Raw genomic sequence first — 22,570 nt, forward strand, 5'->3', positions numbered from 1 at the left:
GATTACATGCGCTCCAGAGTCTCGATGCCCAGCAGCGACAGACCCTGCTTTAGGGTGTCGGCGGTCAGGCGGGACAGCAGCAGACGGCTGTCACGGGCGGTTTCGGTGTCGGCGCTCAGCACTGGGCAGGCCTCGTAGAAGCTGGAGAAGGCGCCTGCCAGCTCATACAGGTAACCGCAGAGGATGTGCGGCTGACCCTTGTCCACCATGCGGGCAAGGATTTCACCGAACTGCGCCAGCTTGTTGCCCAGCTCCTTCTCTTTGTCGTGCTCGAGCACCAGCTCGGCGCCGGACAAATCGATGTTTTCGGCCTTTTTGAAGATACCGGCCACACGGGTGTAGGCGTACAGCAGGTAGGGGGCTGTGTTGCCTTCGAAGCTCAGCATCTGCTCGAAGCTGAAGATGTAATCGCTGCTGCGGTTCTTGGACAGATCGGCGTATTTCACCGAGGCGATGCCGACCACGCGGGCGATTTCTTTAACTTCGGCCTCATCCATATCCGGGTTCTTGCTGCGCACCAGCTGCTCGGCACGTTCAACGGCTTCATCCAGCAGGTCAACCAGCTTCACCACGCCGCCGGAGCGGGTCTTGAATGGGCGGCCGTCTTCGCCGTTCATGGTGCCAAAGCCCATGTGCTCGAGTGTCATGTTGTCACGCACGAAACCGGCGGTGCGAGCCAGGCTGAATACCTGCTGGAAGTGCAGAGCCTGACGCAGATCCACAAAGTAGAGCACGCGGTCGGCGTTGAGGGTACCGGAGCGGTAGCGCATAGCAGCCAGATCGGTAGTGGCATACAGGAAGCCGCCATCGGCCTTCTGAATAATCACCGGCAGTGGTTCGCCGTCTTTGTTACGGAATTCTTCCTGGAATACCACCTTGGCACCGTCGCTGATGGCCAGCAGGCCCTTGGCATCGAGATCGGCAACAACCTGGGCCAGATCGGCGTTGTAGGCACTCTCACCGTGGACGTCGTTTCGGGTCAGGCTCACACCCAGACGCGCATACACGTCGTGACAATGGCTCAGGGAGATGTCGTTAAATTCGCGCCACAGCTTGTTGCAGTACTCATCACCGCTTTGCAGCTCAACCACCAACTGACGGGCGCGGGTGGCGAATTCATCGGATTCGTCGAAGCGCAGCTTGGCGGCGCGGTAGAAGCTTTCGAGGTCTGACAGTTCCAGGTTGGCCTTGTCGTCGCCCTGTGCGCGCAGCTCTTCCATGTAGGCCAGCAGCATACCGAACTGGGTACCCCAGTCACCCACGTGGTTTTGACGTATGACCTTGTGGCCGAGGAATTCCAGCGCGCGCACCACGCTGTCACCGATGATGGTGGAGCGCAGGTGACCTACATGCATTTCCTTGGCGAGGTTGGGGGAAGAGTAGTCCACCACCACGGTCTGAGGTGCTGCGGCTTTTACGCCCAGCATGGCATCGCCGAGCGCGGCCTTGAGTTGGTTGGCCAGGGCGTTGTCGTCAATAAAGAAGTTGATAAAGCCGGGGCCGGCAATTTCGACCTTGGCCACCTGCGCGGACGTGGGCAGATTGTCGATGATCAGCTGCGCCATTTCACGTGGCGGCTTACCGGCAACCTTGGTCAGCATCATGGCCAGATTGGTGGCCAGATCGCCATGGCTCTTGTCCTTGGTTCGGTCGACCTGAATGCGCGCTTCAAAGTCGGCGGGCACTATGCCCTGAGCTTTCAAGGATTCAAGGGTTTGTTCGAGCAAGGATTGAATGAGTTCTTTCATCGGCCTGTATCTATTGACTGCAAGGTTTAACGGGAATAACCGGGAATTGTAGCCTCTGCGCCCCCCGGCTGGCTATTGGCTGAAGGAACTTTTTGAGCAAAAACACAAAGCACCCGGGTGATTTGTGTAGATGAACATTAATTCATGCGTTGCCAAGGGGGAGTTCATGGTGACTGGTGCATAGTGTCAGCATGGTTCGTTAGACATGGATGTTGGTTATGCTGGGTAGCTTGTTCTTGTTAGCGCAGAAAGGTTGACCAGCGACTTATGGCCTCACAGAGGCTGCAGAGTGAAATGTAACTTTGCTCTGGTGTGTCCTCTGTGGCCATGTTTTTTCACCTGTTTCTCACTCCTGTTTGCCCGCTTTTGTGAACAGAGCTCATTGACATCCCACCTTGCGCGGCTTTTTAGCCGCGATTTTTTTATCTGTTATTCAAATAGCGGTTGTAAAAAATGCAGCCCTGAGGCTGCATTCTGCAGAGGGTGACTTCAGTCTGGTCAGTTGGCGGACTCAGCCATCATCTGGCTCTGCCAGAGGGAGTCTTCGTTTTCTGATGACGTCAGAGAGATAAGGACGGCGTTGGGTTTCCCTGCAATCGGTGCCAGCACCATCACAAACGTCGTTTCACTGGTGTCGGTATAGTTTATCTCGATGGAACCAGCCAAATTGATGTGCCAGTTCATTGCCAGACTGGGCTCTTCACCTTCCCAGATGGTACCGACGCCGTCAGCATCGAAATAGACATGGAAGGTACCCATGTCACCATCGAAAAGTTTGAAATTCATACTGAACTGTTGGGTCAGTACATCTGCATCGCTGAAGCCGTCGGTGGCGCGCACCAAGCTGACCTGACCAAGGGGATGTTCGCTGTCGTAATCCTGCAGCATGGCAGCAAAGCGTTCGAGTTTAGGCAGGCTGTAGCGGCCATCTTCAGCATCCTGGAACCAGATTTCGCCGAAAGGTTTGAGCACGAGAGTGTCACCTGAGGTTGAGCTGTCCTTGTCGTAGAGCCCACCCGGACCATCGGTATCCACGGTGACTGCGGTAACGCTGAAACTGCTGCCATTCCACTGGTATTGGCCAAATTCTCCGGAGAGTGCCCGGGGCGAGGAGTCGGCGTAGCTTTCCTGATTGTTGGTGTGCACCAGAGCGTATTCAGTGCCAGAGAGAAACACCACCACGGTGAGGTTTTCATCGGCTTCTTCCCATACTTTCCAGGAGCCGACGAGGGCGCTGCTGCCATCATCTATTCGAGTCAGGCTAATGCTGTCCTCGCTGAATTGAATGGTCAGCGACTCACTCAACTTCATGGACTTTGCTTCGTGGCTGCCACCATCAAAAAAGCCACCGCTGTTGTCAGACTCGGCAATCAAACTCAGGCTGAGCGAACCGGTTGTAGGGTCCCATTCATACTCACCCAATTCGGCACTGCCTGCCAGCTGATCGCCATCGTCTGAATGTTCGTGAAGTATCAAATAATGGCTTTCATCCACAAAGGTGAGGATATTGCGCATGCTTTCACCTTCTTTAAGCAGCCAGCTGCCAAGCAGTTGTTGCCTGAGAGAGGTTTCCACATGGGCCCTGGCATCGGCATCACTTACCAGGGTGCGGTTATCCAATGTGGTCAGCACTGAGGTAACGGCATCGGCGAAGCCGGTACTGCCGACGTCCAGTGCCGTGCCGTTAAAGGCCTCTGTGGTGGCCTGTGACAATGTAATACCGTTGCTTGGGTCCTCATCCTCATCCAACGTTTGCAGTATGCGGGCGATGTTGGAAACCGTGGTGGCATCGCCATCGGCAAAATCATTGGGGGTAACCAGTCCTGTGGCTTCAACAGCAGGAAACGTCAGATCGCCAATGAAAAACACCACGGTTTCGCCCGGCAAATACAGGTAGCGACCCATAGCGTCGGTGAGGCCACTTTGGGTTTCGGTGCGATAACCTATACCAGCGACCGGACTGTCAAGGAATAGCCCTGCCTGAGCACTGACGCAACTGACCTCAGCGGCGTTGGCATTGGCACTGCTCAGGGTTCCGCTGGCACCTGTGATGCTGCAGACCTGTCCTTCAGGTTGGCTGCTGATACTGATGCTGAATCCCGTGCCTTCAGCCACACTGTTGGTGAACTGGAAACTGCTTGCTGTGACGCTTTGGGTTTGCGTGCTGCCAGCGGTGAGCGTCAGTCCCAGAGTGCCATTTAGGCCGCTGATGCTGCCGCCAATCTTCAGCTGGGCAGGTTCAGTGGGTTGCTCTGTGTTGTCGTCATTGTCGCTGCCACCACAGGCGGCCAGGCCAAGTGCCAGCGGCAGTAACAGACCACCGCGTAAGAAGAGGGATATGTGCATGATTCGATCCTTAAGTTATGCGTCCGTTTAGTCCCTGTTGGGAATTGGGGGTGTACGCCCAGATGACAGCATAAGAAAGACCGACAAAAGTGAGATGTGATTCTTTTTGAAAAGATTTGAATCTTTTAAAGTCAGTGCCTTAGGTGTTTTTGTGGTTACAGCAAATCCTGCGGGTCCCTGTCCAGACTCCAACGGCAACGTTTGGCCTCTGGCAGGAGGTCGATGGCAGGCAAGATGGCTTCCAGCGCCTGCTGTAATCCCTGACGTTGCTCGGCCTGAAACATCAACTGGCGTCTGTGCTTGCCGGCCTTACGGTCCATGGGGGCGGGCAGGGGGCCAATCACTTCAAACCCCTTGTCCCTTGGCAACATGGCTGCCATGGCAGCCAAAAAGGCCTCGGCATCTTCTGCTCTGTGGGCTTCGGCCCGTGCCAGCACCATGTGCCACGCCGGTGGCAGTGCAGCCTGTTTGCGCTCACTGAGCTGGCCACGGGCAAATTCACCGTAGCCTTTGTGCATCAGCTCCCGCAGTATGGGGTTATCGCTCTGGTGAGTTTGCAGCAGTACAGTGCCGGGTTTGGCGGCGCGGCCGGCACGGCCCGCCACCTGGGTGTAGAGCTGGCCAAAGCGTTCCGGCGCCCGAAAATCGGCGCTGAACAGGGCGCCATCCACATCCAGCAGGCCCACCAGAGTCACGTCTGGGAAGTGATGGCCCTTGGCCAGCATCTGGGTACCCACCAGGATTTTGTAGTCGCCCCGATGAATGGCCTGCAGGTGATTTTCCAGTGAGCCCTTGAGGCGGGTTGTGTCTCTGTCGATGCGAACCACAGGGTACTTGGGGAACTCGTCTTTCAGCACTTGCTCGAGCTGCTCTGTGCCTATGCCCTGGCCCATCAGCATGGTGGAACCGCAGTTATGGCACTGGCGCGGAATCGCATATTGGTTGCCGCAGTGGTGACAGCGAATTTCGCCAAGCTTTTGATGCACAGTAAAAAAGGCATCGCAGCGATCGCACTCATGTAAATGGCCGCACTCATGGCACAGGAGCGCCGGAGCAAAGCCGCGGCGATTCAAAAACAGCAGCACCTGATTGCCTGCATCCAGATGCAGCCGCATTTCGTTGAGCAGCGCCGCCGACATACCTGCCTTCAGCGGCTGGTTGCGGATATCGATAATGCCCTGGCGTACCTTTTTGGCGTTGCCGGCCCGCTCCCCCAGATGCAGGTGCCGGTAACGACCCGAGAGGGCGTTTTGCAGCGACTCCAACGAAGGGGTGGCCGAGCCCAGCACCACGGGAATATTTTCCAAATGGCCACGCATCACCGCCAAGTCACGGGCATGGTAGCCCACGCCTTCCTGCTGCTTGAAGGAACTGTCGTGCTCTTCGTCGAGGATGATAATGCCGGGGAACGCCATGGGCGTGAACAGCGCACTGCGCGTACCGATAATGATGGCGGCTTCGCCGCTGCGCCCTGCACGCCAGGCATCGAGGCGCTGATTGTCGGTGAGGTTGGAGTGGATGACCGCAACTTCAACCTTGAAGCGGCGACGGAAGCGGTCAATGGTCTGGGGCGTCAGGCCTATCTCAGGCACCAAAATCAGGGCTTGTTTGCCTTCGCTCAGAACCTTTTCCAATACTGAAAGATACACCTCTGTTTTACCTGAGCCCGTGATGCCCTCCAGCAGCGCGCACTCGTACCCCTGGGCGGCGTTGATGGCGGCGACCGCTACGGCCTGCTCCTTGTTAAGCTTATGGGGCGCTTCCCCAAGCTCAAGAGATGTTCGCCAGCTAAGGTTGATGTCTACCGGTACCTGTTCTCGCTTTACCCACTCTTTGTCTTCGAGACCTTTCAGCGCCGCCTTGCTGAGCTCCATGGCGTTGAACTCATCCAGGCTCAGGGGATGCTGCCAGAGCATTTCGGCGAGCTTTTGCTGGGCAGGTGCCCGCTTCAGGGTGGCGATGCCAGCCTCTCTGGCCTTGTCGGTTAACTTAAGCCAGGTGCGACTCTTGGGGGCGGCATCCGCACCTTTGCGCAGTGCCACCGGCAATGCCTGGGTCAGCATCTGTCCCTGACTGCAAAAATAATACCTTGCGGCCCAGAGAGTCAGTTTATAGAGTGGTTCAGACAGGGCCGGTTCATCATCGATTATCTCAATGATTTCTTTGATTTGGGCTTCGGGCAGCTCGCAGTTGTCTTTGATGGCGGTAATAAGACCTATCAGTTGTTGTTTGCCAAAGGGGACCTTGACCCTTTTGCCGGGGCAGGGTGCAGAGCTTGGCTGTGCTGGCAATCGATAGCTGTAACTGCGGCGCATGGGAACCGGCAGAGCAACTTCAACAAACTGTGGCATAATCAGGTACATCTGGCTTGAGTTGCCTCTAGTGTAACGGCAGCGTGGGAACTCAGCCACAGCTAAAGCAGCCCGGTAGCTATGCAAGAAAAACAATGCAAGAAAACGATGCAGGAAAAACAATGACAAGACTTTTCATCCTTGCCTTGCTGTTGATGGTTCAGGCCCTGACGCCCGCACAGGCGCGTCTATCCCATGTCAGTATCAATAAAAGCCAATTCACCCTGGGGGAATACCCGCGCCTGCGAGTCAACATCGTGTCTGAGCGCAGTGACCTGTCGCGACTGGAGTTTGTGGTGCGCCAGGGTTCCCGGGAAGAAAAGCTCATGGTGGAGCCCCTGAACAATTTTATGTTGTTGCTGTTTGGCGTTGACAATGTGACAGACGCCAATGCCGAATTGGTGGTGCGCGAATACGTGGTCAATCAGTGGCAGGAGTATAAGGTTATCCCGCTGTTTGGCGGCCAGGAGCGAGTCGCGAAAGCGCCGAGCGCGCCCCCAAGAAAGGCCGCCGAACTGTTGGCTCCCGAGTCTGTTCCTGTGGCGAAATCCACTCCTTTGCAAATGGCGGCTGCCAGCGCCGCCAACCACAGCAGTGGCTGCGCCGTGGAGTACCAGCCAGGCGAGACCCTCTGGCGCATTGCCAGCCGTTATGCGCCGCGTTGGAATACCAACGTATACAGCACCATGATGGCACTGTTTGATGCCAACCCCCGCGCCTTTACCAAGGGCAAAATCAGCGGCCTTAAGCAAGATGTGAAGCTGGAGTGCCCATCACCGGCGCTGCTGGGGCGTTATCCGGATACCCGTGAGGCGAGACGCATTTTTGAAGCCAAAAGCCTGGAGTGAATCGCTGGCTTTTTAAGCGATAATCCGCTTGTCAGTATGGGTGAGATCCTGTACCATTCTGCGCCCTAACATACTTGTTATTAACTGCATGTGGTGTCCGACTTCGGGTTGGAAGAGCGACATGGCCTTTACTTTGAGGTAATCCCGATGAAACCAGGTATCCATCCTGAATACGCCCAGATCACTGCCACCTGTACCTGTGGTAACGTTATCAAGATCAACTCCACTGTAGGTAAAGACCTGCACCTGGACGTGTGTGGTGCTTGTCACCCATTCTACACAGGTACCCAGAAAGTGGTTGACACTGGTGGTCGTATCGACAAGTTCAACAAGCGTTTCGGTATGCTTGGCAAGAAGTAATTGCAACAGCAATGAATTCATAAAAAGGGCACCCTCGTGGTGCCCTTTTTGCTTTTGCGCCTGACCCTGTTCTTCATTTTTCCACCAACCCGGCCGCGAACCGTGTTGTGTGCACCGAGGTCAGATGAGTTTATTTTCCGAGCGATGATTTTACGACTTTCGGCTGTGATTTCCGGTGAAGTCATGAAAATGGAATTAAATTTGGTAATTTTGCTACACAAATCGCGTTGCGCTGCGCCAATAAGGCGGTTTTCACGAGTTGCTTCAGTATAAAAACAACAAAGTTAATTAATGGTTTGGCTTTTGTTTGCCAAAGTTAATTGCTGAAAATGGCGCTTTGATGTGTTGGCGACGATCAAGTCCCTGAAAATTGTTGAAGGTTGGTTTCAAAGCCCAGGTAATTCGCGTAATCTTTATGGCCTCAGTAAAGGGGCCTGAACTTGCTGTTGCTATGCCCTTTTACACGCGGATTTACCCATAAAAACGTCGTTCAGGATTAAAAAATGGCAGACCTTCGTCAACAAGCACTCGATTATCATGAATTTCCGGTTCCTGGAAAAATGGCTGTGTGTCTCACCAAACCCGCTGAAACCAGCATGGATCTGGCGCTGGCTTACAGCCCGGGTGTGGCCGAGCCGGTGCGCGAAATCGCCTCCAATCCTGCCGACGCTTATCGTTACACCGCCAAGGGCAACACGGTTGCGGTGATTTCCAACGGTACCGCCATTTTGGGTCTGGGTAACCTGGGTCCCCTGGCCTCCAAGCCCGTGATGGAAGGTAAGGCGCTGCTGTTTAAGCATTTTGCCAATATCGATGCCACCGATATTCAGGTGAAGCACCGCACCACAGAAGAATTCATCAATACCGTTGAAGCCATTGCCGACACCTTCGGCGGCATCAATCTGGAAGACATCAAGGCGCCCGAGTGTTTCGAGATTGAGCGTGAGCTGATTGAGCGCTGCGCCATTCCGGTTTTCCATGACGATCAACACGGCACTGCCATAGTCACCGCTGCCGGCATGATCAACGCGCTGGAAATTCAGGGTAAATCCATCGATAAAGCCGTATTCGTGTGTATGGGTGCCGGCGCCGCCGCCATCGCCTGTATGACCATGTTGGTAAAGTGTGGTGCCCAGCGTGAAAATGTATACATGCTGGACCGCAAAGGTGTCATCCACACCCGCCGCGATGACCTGAACGAATACAAGGCGCTGTTTGCCAACAACACTGACAAGCGCACGCTGCAGGATGTGATTAAGGGCGCCGACGTGTTCCTGGGTCTGTCCGGTCCGGACGTCCTTGGCGCCGAAGATGTGCTCTTGATGGCCGACAATCCGGTGATCTTTGCCTGTTCCAACCCGGATCCCGAGATCAAGCCGGAACTGGCCCACGATACCCGCAAGGACATCATCATGGGTACCGGCCGCAGTGATTACCCCAACCAGGTCAACAATGTGCTGTGTTTCCCCTTCATTTTCCGCGGTGCACTGGATGTTCGCGCTTCACGCATCAACGATGAAATGAAGATTGCCGCCGTACACGCCCTGGCAGACCTGGCGAAAGAGCCGGTGCCTGCCTCTGTGCTGGCTGCTTATCCCAATGTCAGCAGTCTGAACTTTGGCCCTGAGTACGTGCTGCCAAAACCCATGGATCCTCGTTTGTTGCCAAGGGTTGCCCGTGCTGTGGCCCAGGCTGCCATCGACTCCGGTGTTGCTGCCATCGACACCCTGCCAGAGAACTACCTGGCCTAATCCAAACCCCTCAGTGGTAAAGACAGACAAAAGGCAACCCTTGTGGTTGCCTTTTGTTATTGAGTACCTGATAATTTTTAACAATTTGCAGTGTCCCGCCGGGGCCTTGCCGGCACATAAGAACTAAAACATCAGGACGGCTTCATCTCATGCAACTGACTCGCATGCTGACCAAAAAACTCATCAGCTTCTGGATGATGTCGCTGGCGGCTGTCGCTTTTGTGTTTTTGCTCAGCGCCCTGATGAGTTTCGTCCAGCTGACCTACCGCTTTCAGCAGCAAAAGGTCGCCGAGCTGGAAACCATGTTGGTTAACCATTATCAGCATCAGAGCAGTTGGGAGCTGGATAGCTGGTTGCCGCCCATGCTGCTGGCCTACAACACCGTCAGTTTCCGTTTAACCCGGGGAGATGAGCTGGTATTTGAATATCAGGGCAATCTCGGCTCGGAGCAGACTGTACTTTACGAACGCACTCTCCATGCCAATGATGCGCTCAGGATGCGACTGGAGCTTCCCCGTCCGTTTTCGGCCCACAGACTTGGCTGGCGTGAGCTGATGATCTTGCTGGTGGGCATAGTGGCGGTGGCGGGATTCGTGCGCTTCGGATTTCTGTGGTTTTCCGCTGAGCTTGAAGGCATTGAGGCGCTGGCGCAGCGCAGCAAACTTATTCTCGATGGCAAGCTGGATGAGGCGGCAAAAACACCTGGGAACGGTAAACCACGTCTAATCAATCGGGCGCTATCGAGACTGCTGGCGGAACTTGCCGACGCCCACAAAGAGCGGGCCCGTTTCGATAAATTTATTCGCTCCAATACTTTTCTCGATCCCCAAACCCGGATAGGTAACAGGCTGTTTTTACAAAACCGCCTCAATGCGCTCTCAAGCGACCAGGGCATGCTGGCGCCGGGTGTGTTGTATCTGCTTGAAATGGAAGACCTGGATATTTTGCAGCAGGAGGTCGGCGATGAAGTGGTACTTGAGCTGCTGCACAGCACTATCAATGCCATCAATCTGGTGTTGCAAACCCAGGCCAACAGTATCTTCGCCCGCCGCTCCCATAATCAGCTGGCTATCGTAGTGCCGCAAATCTCCCTGGTGGAAGCCGATGCCCTTGCTGATAAGTTGCTGAAAATTTGTCTGGCGCAGCCGCTGCCGAAAATTGAAGAGGCCGATAACTTTTTCCATCTAGGGGGCGCTTACTTTAAAGAAGGAGACATGCCCGAGCCCTTGCTGGACGAGGCCGATATGGCTTTGCGCGCCGCGCAGCTGCAGGGTGCGAGTGGCTGGTTTATGTATGACAAGGGCGCTGTGGATCAAGAATTTGCCAAGGGTTCAGTTCGCTGGCGCTCTTTTCTTGAAAATGCCCTGGTTAACCGAAATTTCGTCACCTTTGCCCAGCCTGTGTGCGAAGGCGATGGCAGTCATCATCACCATGAAATCTTTACCCGGGTACGTGACCCCATGGGCAGTCTGGTCAGGGCGACTCTGTTTATCCCCATGGCGGTGAAATGCGGCCTGATGCCGCAAATCGAGCGGCAGGTAGTGGAGCGTACCCTGTTTGAGTTGATGTCTGATACCGGCACTGCCAAGCGTCATTACAGCATCAACCTGAGTGTGGACTCGCTTACCAGCCGTGCCTTTGTGCGCTGGCTGCAAACCACCTTGCTCGAGTACCGTCATTTGGCTTCCCGGCTGGTGTTCGAGGTCACCGAAGACATGGTGATGAAGCATCGCAGTCAGCTCGAGCCCAAACTCAATATGCTGCGCAAAATGGGCAGCCGTATCTGTGTTGACCATGTGGGGCAGCAGGTGGTGAGTACCCAATATATCCGTGAGCTGGGTTTTAACTTTATCAAGCTGCATCGCTCAGTGGTCCGTCAAATCGATTTACGTCCAGAAAATCAGCTGTTTGTCCGCAGTCTTATCGGCAGTTTATACCGCACCGATGTGCAGGTGTTTGCCGAAGGGGTTGGCTCTTTTGAAGAGTGGCAAACACTGCAAATTTTGGGGGTAAGTGCCGGTCAGGGCAGTTACTTTGGCGATCCACAGCAGATCTGAGTGGCAATTTGTGCCAAAACCCTTGTGAAACACAGGCCCTCGGCCTATCTTATGGGGTAATCTCTGCATAATACTTATTAAAAATAACTAATTAGTACGCCATCGCCGCCCACTTTCCCTGACTTGGCGCGTTTCACGCGGTACATGGCAAGGCGCATAATCACACGGACATGACTGCAATGGGCCGATCCTCTTTTTGGCACAAGAAAACTGAGCGGCGCGACCTTGGGCTCTATCTGGCGAACAACAGCTGTTGGGTGTTCCCGGCTGCAGGCGCCGAGACAGAAGCTGCTGAAATTCCTCTCGATGGTGATAATTGGCAAGGGCTGATGGCGGCCATAGTGTCCCGCTTTGGCCCGGCGCGTCTGGCATTGGTATTGGGTGCCGGGCGCTATCAATTGCTGCTCACCGACAAACCTGCCGTGCCCGAAAGTGAACTGGCCGATGCTGTTCGCTGGTCCATTAAAGATATGGTGTCTGAGCCGGTTTCTTCCCTGAAGCTGGATTATTTTGAGCCTCCCCATACGCATTCCAACAAAGTAACCGTGGTGACTGTCAGTCGCAGCGCTCTTGAACAACTGGTGCTGGCCGCCGATGACAAGGACTGCGAGATAGTCGGTATTGGCATTGAAGAGTTGGTTACTGCCAGACTGTTTGCCGCCGAGCCGCAGGCGCGCATGGTGGTAAGCCATGTGCCCGGCAATGAATTGCTGCTGACTGTCATCAAAGACGGTGAGCTGTGGATGCAGCGTCGGGTACGGGGATTCAGTGAACTTGACGAAATAGCCGAGTCTGATTTGGCCTATGGCGCTGCCGACAATCTCAGTTTGGAGCTGCAACGTTCCATGGATTATTTCGAGAGCCAACTGCGTCAGCCGCCGGTGGCGAGCATAGAGCTGTTGACTCAGGGGGCGACCCAGGCGCTGGCCAGGTTGGTGGGTGCCAACTTCAATCAGCGGGTCACGGCCTTAAATGCCGAGCCCGTGGGACAGACCTTTGCCCGCCTCGCCTGTGAAGAGTTTTTGGGGGCGCGTCCATGACCAAGACCCGTATCAATCTATACGACGAGTCCCTGCTGCCCACCCGGCAGCGGCTGAATTTCACCCTCCTGACCCAGTCAGTGGTCGCCGTGCTTGCCATACTGCTGCTGGCGGGCATTGCACTTGGATGGCAGCTCTCAACCGTAAAGGCAGAGCTTAACAGTGCCAGAGCCGAATCTGAGCGCCTCGGGCAGCAAAAGCAGCAGCTGGAGGCTCAGCTGGCAAACCATAAGGCTGACGCTACCCTGGTGGCTGAGGTGACTGAGCTGCAGGATTTTCTGGCGTTGAAACGGCAACTCCTGAGTGAGCTTGGCAATCAGCAGCGATTTGCCAGCGGTGGCTATGGCTCGCTCATGACTGACCTGGCCTCTGCCGCCGACGGCAATGTCTGGCTTGAACGTATTTTGGTGGCCGAAGGTGAGCTCAGGTTTGAAGGCTTTGCCAAGGCGCCCACCAGTGTCCCTTTGTGGGTCGAACGGCTTAAGCACACCCAAACCCTGCAGGGGAAACAGTTTTCAACCATGACCATGGCCCGTGAAGAAGGCGCGCCGCTGGGCTTTATTCTCACCAGTGGCGCACTGAGGGAGGAGCAGAAACCATGAGCCGTTTCGATTCCCTCGCGACCAAATACGACGCCCTGACCATAAGAGAGCGGGGCATTATCTTTTTTGCCACCTTGTTTGGACTACTCATGTTGCTCTCCATGCCGGTGGAGAGCCTGTGGAAGGAATATCGCCAGGCAAGCCAGACCCTAAGTCAAACCCTGGCCACTAACCACATCAGTGAGCAGCAGCTTGCTCTGTATCAGGAGCGATTGGCTCAGGATCCAAACCGGGATTTTCTTCAGCGCAAGGCACTGCTGGAGAAAGAGCATCAACAGCTGGATAAAGCCTTGGAAGAGCAAACCCTGGATATGGTACCCGCCCGCCTGATGCCCAGTGTCTTGGCCAAAATGCTGGATGGTGCCAAGGGGCTGACACTTACCGGGTTTGAATCCATCACTCCCGTGCCCCTTATTGAAGTGGGTGAGGGCGAACAGAAACTGAACCTGTATTCCCACGGCATGGCGCTGACTCTGGAAGGGGATTTTTTTGCGGTTCAGCGGTTTGTTGAGGCGGTGGAAGGTCTTGAAAATAAGCTTTATTGGAAGCGAATGGATTACCGGGTTAAGGCGTATCCCAAAGCCGAGGTGCAGCTGATGCTGCATACCCTGAGCGTAAATGAGGACTTTATCCGTGTGGCGAATTAGTAGTTTACTTTTGTGCCTGTGCGGCGCATCCCAGGCGGCAGAGCCACTGAGGGACCCAACCCAGCCAGCGGACTTCAGGGCACAGGCCGTGGGCATTACCCAGGGAAGTCGGCTGACCAGCATCATCAACTCCCCCGAGGCGAAATATGCCGTGATAGGTAACCGGGTGCTTACCTTGGGCGACAGTATCGGTAACGCGAGGATAACCGCTATTGGCAGTGATTATGTGTCCCTGTCTGACGGGAAAACCCTCAGGCTGTTTCAGGCTATTACAGAGAGATAAAAGATATGGCAATTTCTGGTATCAAATACCTTACCCCTCTGCTGTCGCTGTGCCTGATAGCATGCCAAACCACTGACAGGCCCAATCCTCAGGCGTCAAAAGACGCGCTCAAGGAGGTTGTGGCTCAAAAAAGTGTAGAAACTCAGCCACCGGCGAAGCTGCCGGATTCGGTCTCCCGCGAACTCGCTGGCAGCAACACAGTATTTGCGCCTAATCTGCCACCGGAGCGCCGTTTCGATGTGGCCGCCAATGCGGTGGATGCCCGGGTGTTTTTCCCCAGTCTCGTTAAAGGCACTCCCTTCAGTGTGGCCGTACACCCCGAGGTGCAGGGACGGATTTCGCTGTCGCTCAAAGGGGTGACCCTGAGTGAGGCCTTGCAGGTGATTGAAGATCTGTACGGCTATGAGGTCAGCCACGAGGGCAAGGTGCTTAAGGTGTTCCCATCGGGAATGCGTACCGAAACTTTTCCGGTGAACTACCTCTACATGGAGCGCATGGGGGTGTCTTTAACCTCTGTGACGTCCGGCCGTATTTCAGACAACAATAACAACAATAACAACGGCAATAACAACAACGGCAGCAATGGCAATAATGCCTTTGATAATAATGGGGCAAACAACGGCGTTAACGGTAATTCCAACGGCAACAACACCAACGGCACCTTTATCCAGTCCCGCAACAAAACCGACTTCTGGGGGGAGTTGAAAGAAACCCTCGAATCCCTGATTGGTGGCACCGGTAATAACCGCCATGTAGTGGTGACGCCCCAGGCCGGTTTGGTGACTGTGCGTGCGCTGCCGGGCGAACTGCGTCAGGTGAGGGAGTTCTTGGCCACCGCCGAAACCCACCTGCAGCGTCAGGTGATTTTGGAGGCCAAGGTGCTTGAGGTGACCCTGTCTGATGGTTATCAGCAAGGCATACAGTGGGATAGGCTGCTCAGTGATGGCGGTGTAGAAGGTAATGTCTGGGATGGTATGACAGGGGCCTACGATAGACGTGGTCACAGTGTCGATGTCGGCTTTGGGACTTCAGGCGGAAACTTTGGTGATCAGATTACTTCTGTTCTGGGTGGTATGACTTCACTGAAACTCTCGGGTGCAGACTTTAGCACTATGATTACCCTCCTCGATACCCAGGGGGACGTGGATGTGCTGTCGAGCCCCCGTGTCACTGCCTCCAACAACCAAAAGGCGGTGATAAAGGTGGGCAAGGATGAATACTTTGTCACCGATGTGTCATCCACCACTGTGGCGGGCACTACGCCTGTGACCAGTCCCGAAGTCGAGCTGACGCCCTTTTTCTCCGGTATCGCACTGGACGTCACCCCGCAAATTGACGGCCAGGGCAATGTGCTGCTGCACGTGCATCCCTCAGTTATCGATGTGAAAGAACAAACCAAGACCATCAAAATCAGCAACAGCGATCTGGAACTGCCTCTGGCCCAGAGTGAGATCCGCGAATCGGATACCGTGATTAAAGCAACGTCGGGCGATGTGGTGGTGATTGGTGGTCTGATGAAGAGTGAGAGCATGGAACTGGTGTCCAAGGTGCCGCTGCTGGGGGATATTCCGCTCCTCGGTGAAGCCTTCACCAACCGTAGTCAGTCTGTTCGTAAAACTGAGCTGGTGATACTGCTCAAACCCACCGTGGTCGTAAGCGGCACCTGGCAGAAAGAGTTGGAACGCTCAAAGGCCTTGTTGGATCGTTGGTATCCAGAGGGCGAATAAGGTGTATTTGCAGCACTTTGGTCTTCGGGAAATGCCGTTTGCGCTGACCCCGAATACCGGATTTTTTTTCGCACTGGCGCCCCATGCAGAGGCGCTGCAGGTGCTGCAAACTGCACTGCAAACCGGCGAAGGTTTTATCAAGGTCACCGGTGAGGTGGGGACCGGTAAAACCCTGATTTTGAGAAAGCTGCTCAACGACCTGCCCGCACCGCTTCGCTGTGCGTATCTGCCCAATCCCTGCCTGTCGCCCAACGAACTGCGCTGGGCGCTGGCACTGGAGCTTGGCCTCAAATACTCCGCCAATATCGATCAGCAGCAGTTAACCAGCCTTATTCAGCATCAACTGATGGCGCTGGCCGCCCACGGTCACAGCGTGGTGCTTATTCTGGATGAAGCCCAGGCATTGCCTCAGGAGAGTTTGGAAACCTTAAGGCTATTCACCAACCTGGAGACTGAGAGTCGCAAGCTCCTGCAGGTGGTGCTCTTTGGTCAGCCTGAATTGGATGAGAGACTCGCGAGCCCTGAACTGAGACAACTGAGGCAAAGGATCACCTTCAGCTATCGTTTGCGCCCCCTCAACCGGCAAGAAATAGCGGCCTATGTGCAGCACAGACTGAAGGTGGCGGGGTTAAGCGATACAGGCCTTTTCGATGATGCCGCCATCGCCGCCATCGCCAGGGCATCGAGAGGAATACCCAGACTTATCAATATCCTGGCCCATAAGGCGTTAATGCTGGGGTTTGGCGAGGGCCTGCACCGCATTGGGCGACGCCAGGCGCTGGGTGCCATAAGGGATACCGAAGATGCATCCAAACCCTTCTGGCCTCTTTGGTTGCCGGTGCTTAGTCTGGGCAGCCTGATGGTGGCCGCCATGGGCTTATGGTGGCGCGGGGGCGGATTATGAGCGTTATCAATCAAATGCTGAAAGATTTGGATAAGCGCTCCGAGCCACATCAGCTGCAACAAGTGCCCGCCGCAGTTGCCATTTCAGCGAGCAAATCCCCCGGGCTGCCCTGGCGCTGGCTTATCTTGCTGTCGCTGCTCCTTGTCGCAATGGCGCTGATGCTGTGGAGCCTGAAGGCGTCTGATAGCGAGCGAACGATTGCATCAGGCCCTCAGGGTTCCGCACAACAGGCTGCGGAAAACATGGCAACAGCAGGAACTGCACCGGTAAAAATGGAACCGGGGAGCAGCGTCTTGGAATCTCATAGTCAGGAGCCTCCTGTTCAGGCGTCAGATGGCCAGGAGCCCGCAAATGCCAGTCGAGGCACTGAATCAGGTGTGTCGAGAGAGCCAGTAAGCGAGTCAGGGAGCACAACCCAAAACGCAACGGAGGATGGCGAGTCTGAGACCTTAACCGAACCGACCACAGCCTCTGCGGCAGGTGAGGTAATTGCGCCGGCTTTGTCAGTGAAAACCTTAAGCGAGCCGCCGGTGACTGGTTCTTCCAGCGCCGCCCTGAATACCAATACGCCTGCGCCAGGCAGCATGGCCGTGACCGAGGTAGTGCTGACCCCGGCAGAGCAAGCCGAGCGCGCCATGGTGAAGGCCAATGCCGCCAGGGACGCCGGCAAGCTTGATGAGGCGATGCGCCAATACGCCATGGCACTTTCTTATGAGCCAGCGCGGCATGAAGCAAGACGCCAATTGGCGGCGCTGCATTATGGGCAGGGGCAAGCCGGGGAAGCCATTAAGCTGCTGCAGCGTGGGCTGGCCGAATTTCCTGAGCAGTCGTCTTTTGCGCTGCTCCTTGGTCGTCTGTGGCGCGAGCAGGGTGATAAGCAGCAGGCGCTGGCAGCCCTTCAGTCGATTGGTGACAGCGACACACTTGCCCGGGATAAGTGGCTATTGGTGGCAGATATTGCCCGTGAACAAGAAGATTACGCACTGGCCGAAACCGCCTACCAGAAGCTTTTGAGCAGCGGTATGGAAAAAGCCCAGTGGTGGCTGGGGCTTGCCTACGCACAGGATGCACAGGGCAAGTTGAGCGATGCCCGTTATCACTATCAGCGTGCGCTCAGCACCGCCGGGTTATCAGCCGACGCCCGTGCCTACATAGAAAACAGATTGACGCAGTTGGGAGATAGCCAATGAAACCAAAACTCAAGATGCGCCTTGGGGATTTGCTGGTCTCGGAACAAATCATTGGTGAGGAGCAGCTGACTGCTGCACTGGCTCAGCAAAAGAGCACCGGTCGTAAGTTGGGGCGAACCCTGATTGATATGGGGTATATTGCCGAAGATCAGCTGCTTAAGTTCCTATCCCAACAGCTGAATATTCCCTATCTCGATATCAGTCGCCGTCCTGTGCCTCCCGCTGTGGTGAATCTGCTGCCAGAAGTTCAGGCCCGTCGCTACCGCGCCTTGGTGATTGAAGATAAGGGGGATGCGGTGGTGGTCGCCATGAGCGATCCGGCGGATCTGCAGGCGCTGGATAACCTGGAAGTGCTGCTGGCACCCAAGCGCCTCGAGTTGGTGGTTGCCCCTGAAGCCCAGCTGATGCAGGCCTTTGACAACCTGTACCGGCGCACCGAGCAAATTGCCCAAATGGCCGGGCAGCTCGAAGAAGAATATGCCGCCGACGAGGCATTCGATCTGGCCGCGCTGACCGCCGGTGACAGTGACAGTGAAACCACTGTGGTAAAACTGTTGCAGTCGATTTTCGAAGACGCAGTACAGATGCGGGCATCGGATATTCACATCGAACCCGGCGACAAATCGCTGCGCATCCGTCAACGCGTGGATGGCCACCTGCAGGAAACCATACTCAACGAAGTCACCATAGCCGCAGCGCTGGTGCTTCGTCTCAAGCTGATGGCGGGATTGGATATTTCCGAAAAACGCCTGCCTCAGGACGGCCGTTTCCATATGGAAGTGAAAGGCCACAAAATCGACGTGCGTATTTCCACCATGCCCATTTACCACGGTGAGTCTGTGGTAATGCGTCTGCTTGACCAATCGGCCGGTTTGCTGACCCTGAATGAAACCGGTATGCCGGATGCGATTCTGCAGCGGGTACGGAAACAGATTAAGCGGCCCCACGGCATGCTGCTGGTGACAGGTCCTACGGGTAGCGGCAAAACCACCACCCTCTACGGCATCCTGAGTGAACTCAATACGGCCGATCGCAAGATAATCACGGTGGAAGACCCGGTGGAATATCAGCTGCCCCGCATCAACCAGGTGCAGGTTAACCACAAGATTGGGCTGAATTTTTCCAATGTGCTGCGCACCACACTGCGTCAGGACCCCGACATCATCATGGTAGGGGAGATGCGTGACCACGAGACCGTGGAAATAGGATTGCGGGGCGCCCTGACGGGGCACTTTGTGCTTTCGACTCTGCACACCAACGACGCGGTCACCTCGGCACTGCGACTACTGGACATGGGGGCAGCCAGTTATTTGGTGGCCAGTGCGCTGCGGGTCATCATTGCCCAGCGCCTGGTGCGACGCGTATGCCAAAACTGTGCAGTGGATTATCAATTGACCAGTCAGGATAACGCCTGGCTAACCAGCGTCAGTAAGGGGATGGATTTTTCTCAGGCCCGTTTTCGCATGGGCACTGGCTGTCAAAGCTGCAGTGGTACAGGTTACCGTGGCCGTATCGGTATTTTCGAGTTGCTGGAGCTGGATGAAGCCATGGTGGATGCCATGCGCACCGGCAACCCCCAGGCGTTTGCCCACGCGGCTTACGCCAGCCCCAACTTTACCCCCTTGCTTATCTCAGCACTCAATTACCTGAAGCAGGGGATGACCACCATTGAAGAGGTCGCCAGGCTGGTGGAGGACGTCAGCGAAACCCAGATACCTCTGTCGCAGGAAATGGCTCAGTTTGATGGGGCGGGAGCCTGACGATGCCTGTCTATAAGTATCGGGGGCGCAATGCCCAGGGACAGCAGGTAACGGGGGAGCTTGATGCCGCCTCCGAGAATGCGGCGGCCGATCAGTTGCTGTCGCGGGCGGTTATTCCGCTGGAGTTTCGCGAAACCAAACCCCGGGGTGAAGGTGTCAGCGTATCCAGTTTGTTTCGCCGCAGGGTAAGCCTGGAAGAGTTACAGATTTTTACACGGCAGATGTACTCCCTGACCCGCTCAGGGATCCCGATTCTCAGAGCCATTGCCGGGCTTAGCGAAACCACCCATTCCCAGCAAATGAAGCAGGCGCTGGATGATATTTCTGTGCAGCTGACCGCGGGTCGCCCCCTGTCATCGGCGATGAATCATCATCCCGAGGTGTTTGATGCCCTGTTTGTTTCCATGGTGCATGTGGGCGAAAACACGGGTAAGTTGGAAGATGTCTTTTTGCAGTTGTCGGGTTATCTCGAGCGCGAGCAGGAAACCCGTCGCCGCATCAAGTCAGCGGTCCGTTACCCTACGTTTGTGCTGATAGCCATCTCCCTGGCCATGGTGATTTTAAACATCATGGTGATCCCCAAATTTGCCGACATGTTTTCCCGCTTTGGCGCCGAGCTGCCCTGGGCGACCCGGATACTGATTGCCACATCCAACTTTTTTGTCAATTACTGGTGGCTGTTGGCACTGCTGTTTGTGGGGCTTGTGGGCGGTCTCGCCTATTGGCATAAAACGGAGCAGGGTGAAAAAAAATGGGATCAGTGGAAGCTGCACATGCCAGCCGTGGGCTCCATCATTGAACGCTCGACCCTGTCTCGCTACTGCCGCAGCTTCGCCATGATGATGGGCGCCGGTGTCCCTATGACCCAGGCCCTGAGCTTGGTGGCCGACGCGGTGGATAACGCCTACATGCACGACAAAATTGTCGCCATGCGCCGCGGGATTGAGTCCGGCGAGTCCATGTTGAGGGTTTCCAACCACAGCAAACTCTTTACCCCCCTGGTGCTGCAGATGGTGGCGGTGGGGGAAGAGACTGGACAGCTGGAACAGCTCCTCAACGATGCCGCCGATTTTTATGAGGGCGAAGTGGATTACGACCTGAAAAATCTTACCGCCAAGCTTGAGCCTATTCTCATCGGAATCGTGGCCGGCATAGTGCTCATTTTGGCGCTGGGTATTTACCTGCCCATGTGGGACATGCTCAACGTGGTCAAGGGAGGCTGAACCTTGTTACCACAGCGGGAAGCCGAAGGAGAACTGATTGGTATCTATCGCCGTATGTTGGCGGTGATAGTAATGCTGTTACTGCTGGCTGTGGTGGGATTCAGGTATTTTTCCGGATTGGAGTCCGTTGCATCCCACAGCATGGTGATGGAACAGGGACGCCTGCAGAATCTTGTGTCAATGGCGCGCTCCAAATGGTTGGGGCAGGGGCGGGGTGAGATACTCAAATTGGAGTGGGAGCTGCTGGACAGAGACACACCGGCTGCCCCAGTGCTTATTCATATGAGCGCTGTCGGCTGGCCGCAGCCGCCCCAAAGAGATGCCATCGGTTGCCGGGCATTGTGGCAGCAGCTCCTGGGTTATGGCACAGAAGATTTAATCGATGTGTCTTTTGATACTGGCAGCGGCAGTTGCCAGTATTTGGGCGAAGCACACAGTCTTATCAGCTACCATTTGGATACCGGAAAAGTGACCTTGGTCAACCATACTAATTAGCTGTTATATATGAGACTTTTCAAGATGAATTTAGCTGCTACAATGGGGAAATGGACGATTGGGGGCACCTATGAAAGCTAAACAGCAGGGATTTTCACTGATTGAGTTGGTGATAGTCATAGTTATCCTTGGGCTATTGGCGGCGACCGCTATACCCAGATTTCTGAACATCACCGACGAAGCAGAAGCAGCCAGCGTGGATGCGGTGAGCGGTGGTTTGGTTACGGCGGTAAGTTTCGTGCGCGCCCAGTGGGAAATCGATGGCCGCAACAACGACTACGTATTGCTGGATGGCTCCCAAATAGGGCTCGACAAACGCTTTGGTTACCCCACCGGCGACAATAATGTATCTGCCACTGATATGACAGATGCCACCTGCCAGCAGGTATTTAATCTGATTTTGCAAAGCACGCCCCGTAACGTGCTTTATACCCAGGACGCCCGTAAGCAACGTTATACCGTGAGGGTAATCGGTGGCGCAGGTGGCAGCAGTAACGATCTCAATGGTCAAACGGTTAATGGCCTGGATTTATGTGTGTACCATCAGGTGTCATCTTTGAACCTGGACCCCAATACCGGCATTGCCACCCCGGTACCGGATCTGACCACGTCAGGCGCCTCCGGCATTACCTATAATCCGGGTACCGGCAAGGTGCTCAGCTTCACCAACCCCTGAATATCAGACAAATTAATTTCACAGAAAGGTAAGAAAGCATGAAAAAACAGCAAGGTTTTACCCTGATTGAACTGGTGGTGGTGATCATCATCCTGGGCATTCTGGCCGTGACGGCAGCGCCTAAGTTTATCAATCTGCAGTCGGATGCGAGAGTCAGTGCATTGAGTGGTGCCAAAGCCGCTATTCAGGGAGCAAACTCTCTGGTGTATTCGCGTGCAGCCCTAGCTGGTGTGGAGAGAAATGCCAACAATGCGACACCAGCACCATCTGTTGATATCGGGACAGGTACTCCGGCGGTAACTCATTTCGGTTACCTTCAGGCTACTGAGGCTGAACTGGAAAATGCTTTGGAGTTTGATTTCGATGCTGGTACCAGTGCCACAGATCCTACAGTTGCCAATGAGACAGCTGCGGAGTGGGTGATCTTTTCAGCTGCTGGGGTCGCAACGATTTGGCAGAAAGGGTCGCCTGCAACATGTCGATTTACCTACACCCAAGCAACCAGCCAAACGGTAGGGCCGGTCTTCAGTGCTATGCCGGGTGCCGACGACTGCTGATAAGA

General features: G+C 55.2%; 19 protein-coding genes. 16 read left to right on the forward strand and 3 right to left on the reverse strand.

Annotated elements, in window-relative coordinates:
* Positions 1–2: 2 nt before the first annotated feature.
* The 3 genes from argS to priA form a co-directional block, all read right to left on the reverse strand.
* Positions 3–1,748: an arginine--tRNA ligase gene (argS, locus tag K0H79_RS02315; protein WP_220077171.1), complete on the reverse strand. Its 1,746-nt coding sequence runs from the start codon at positions 1,746–1,748 to the stop codon at positions 3–5.
* 498 nt (positions 1,749–2,246) lie between these two features.
* Positions 2,247–4,094 (reverse strand): hypothetical protein, encoded by a 1,848-nt coding sequence (locus K0H79_RS02320; protein WP_220077172.1) that lies wholly within the window; start codon positions 4,092–4,094, stop codon positions 2,247–2,249.
* A gap of 155 nt (positions 4,095–4,249) precedes the next feature.
* Positions 4,250–6,445 (reverse strand): primosomal protein N', encoded by a 2,196-nt coding sequence (gene priA / locus K0H79_RS02325; RefSeq protein WP_220078066.1) that lies wholly within the window; start codon positions 6,443–6,445, stop codon positions 4,250–4,252.
* 122 nt (positions 6,446–6,567) lie between these two features.
* Between priA and K0H79_RS02330 the strand changes: the two genes are divergently transcribed.
* From K0H79_RS02330 to K0H79_RS02405, 16 genes are all read left to right on the forward strand, one after another.
* Positions 6,568–7,293: a FimV/HubP family polar landmark protein gene (locus K0H79_RS02330; RefSeq protein ID WP_220077173.1), complete on the forward strand. Its 726-nt coding sequence runs from the start codon at positions 6,568–6,570 to the stop codon at positions 7,291–7,293.
* Between the two features lie 147 nt (positions 7,294–7,440).
* Positions 7,441–7,653 carry a 50S ribosomal protein L31 gene (gene rpmE / locus K0H79_RS02335; protein ID WP_011758567.1) on the forward strand — a complete coding sequence of 71 codons (213 nt, stop codon included), beginning with the start codon at positions 7,441–7,443 and terminating at the stop codon, positions 7,651–7,653.
* Positions 7,654–8,156: 503 nt separating this feature from the next.
* Entirely contained in the window at positions 8,157–9,404 is a 1,248-nt protein-coding gene (locus K0H79_RS02340; protein WP_220077174.1) for a malic enzyme-like NAD(P)-binding protein, read from the forward strand.
* Between the two features lie 149 nt (positions 9,405–9,553).
* Positions 9,554–11,461, forward strand: a complete 1,908-nt coding sequence (gene csrD, locus K0H79_RS02345) for an RNase E specificity factor CsrD (protein ID WP_220077175.1) — start codon at positions 9,554–9,556, stop codon at positions 11,459–11,461.
* A 170-nt stretch (positions 11,462–11,631) separates the two neighbouring features.
* The gene (locus tag K0H79_RS02350) at positions 11,632–12,501 is read left to right on the forward strand and encodes an MSHA biogenesis protein MshI (RefSeq protein WP_220077176.1); all 870 of its coding nucleotides are present in this window, start codon (positions 11,632–11,634) and stop codon (positions 12,499–12,501) included.
* Positions 12,498–13,103, forward strand: a complete 606-nt coding sequence (locus tag K0H79_RS02355; RefSeq protein WP_220077177.1) for a PilN domain-containing protein — start codon at positions 12,498–12,500, stop codon at positions 13,101–13,103. The genes K0H79_RS02350 and K0H79_RS02355 overlap by 4 nt, the downstream gene beginning before the upstream one ends.
* Positions 13,100–13,750, forward strand: coding sequence for an MSHA biogenesis protein MshJ (locus K0H79_RS02360; protein WP_220077178.1), 651 nt, complete (start codon positions 13,100–13,102; stop codon positions 13,748–13,750). The genes K0H79_RS02355 and K0H79_RS02360 overlap by 4 nt, the downstream gene beginning before the upstream one ends.
* A complete protein-coding gene (locus K0H79_RS02365; RefSeq protein WP_258405459.1) occupies positions 13,737–14,033 on the forward strand; it encodes an MSHA biogenesis protein MshK in 297 nt (98 codons plus the stop codon). Before K0H79_RS02360 ends, K0H79_RS02365 begins: the two co-directional genes overlap by 14 nt.
* A gap of 11 nt (positions 14,034–14,044) precedes the next feature.
* Positions 14,045–15,760, forward strand: a complete 1,716-nt coding sequence (gene mshL, locus K0H79_RS02370) for a pilus (MSHA type) biogenesis protein MshL (protein ID WP_220078067.1) — start codon at positions 14,045–14,047, stop codon at positions 15,758–15,760.
* Between the two features lies 1 nt (position 15,761).
* Entirely contained in the window at positions 15,762–16,664 is a 903-nt protein-coding gene (locus tag K0H79_RS02375) for an ExeA family protein (protein ID WP_220077180.1), read from the forward strand.
* Positions 16,661–17,854, forward strand: coding sequence for a lipopolysaccharide assembly protein LapB (locus tag K0H79_RS02380; RefSeq protein ID WP_220077181.1), 1,194 nt, complete (start codon positions 16,661–16,663; stop codon positions 17,852–17,854). The genes K0H79_RS02375 and K0H79_RS02380 overlap by 4 nt, the downstream gene beginning before the upstream one ends.
* On the forward strand, positions 17,851–19,614 hold the full coding sequence (locus tag K0H79_RS02385; RefSeq protein WP_220077182.1) for a GspE/PulE family protein: 1,764 nt from the start codon (positions 17,851–17,853) through the stop codon (positions 19,612–19,614). The genes K0H79_RS02380 and K0H79_RS02385 overlap by 4 nt, the downstream gene beginning before the upstream one ends.
* Positions 19,615–19,616: 2 nt before the next feature.
* On the forward strand, positions 19,617–20,837 hold the full coding sequence (locus K0H79_RS02390; RefSeq protein WP_220077183.1) for a type II secretion system F family protein: 1,221 nt from the start codon (positions 19,617–19,619) through the stop codon (positions 20,835–20,837).
* Positions 20,838–20,840: 3 nt separating this feature from the next.
* Positions 20,841–21,332 (forward strand): hypothetical protein, encoded by a 492-nt coding sequence (locus K0H79_RS02395; RefSeq protein ID WP_220077184.1) that lies wholly within the window; start codon positions 20,841–20,843, stop codon positions 21,330–21,332.
* Positions 21,333–21,402: 70 nt separating this feature from the next.
* On the forward strand, positions 21,403–22,008 hold the full coding sequence (locus K0H79_RS02400; RefSeq protein WP_220066561.1) for a prepilin-type N-terminal cleavage/methylation domain-containing protein: 606 nt from the start codon (positions 21,403–21,405) through the stop codon (positions 22,006–22,008).
* 38 nt (positions 22,009–22,046) lie between these two features.
* A complete protein-coding gene (locus tag K0H79_RS02405; protein WP_220077185.1) occupies positions 22,047–22,565 on the forward strand; it encodes a prepilin-type N-terminal cleavage/methylation domain-containing protein in 519 nt (172 codons plus the stop codon).
* Positions 22,566–22,570 lie beyond the last annotated feature (5 nt).

The sequence above is a fragment of the Shewanella sp. FJAT-52076 genome (assembly GCF_019457455.1).
GTDB classification, from domain to species: Bacteria; Pseudomonadota; Gammaproteobacteria; order Enterobacterales; family Shewanellaceae; genus Shewanella; species Shewanella zhangzhouensis.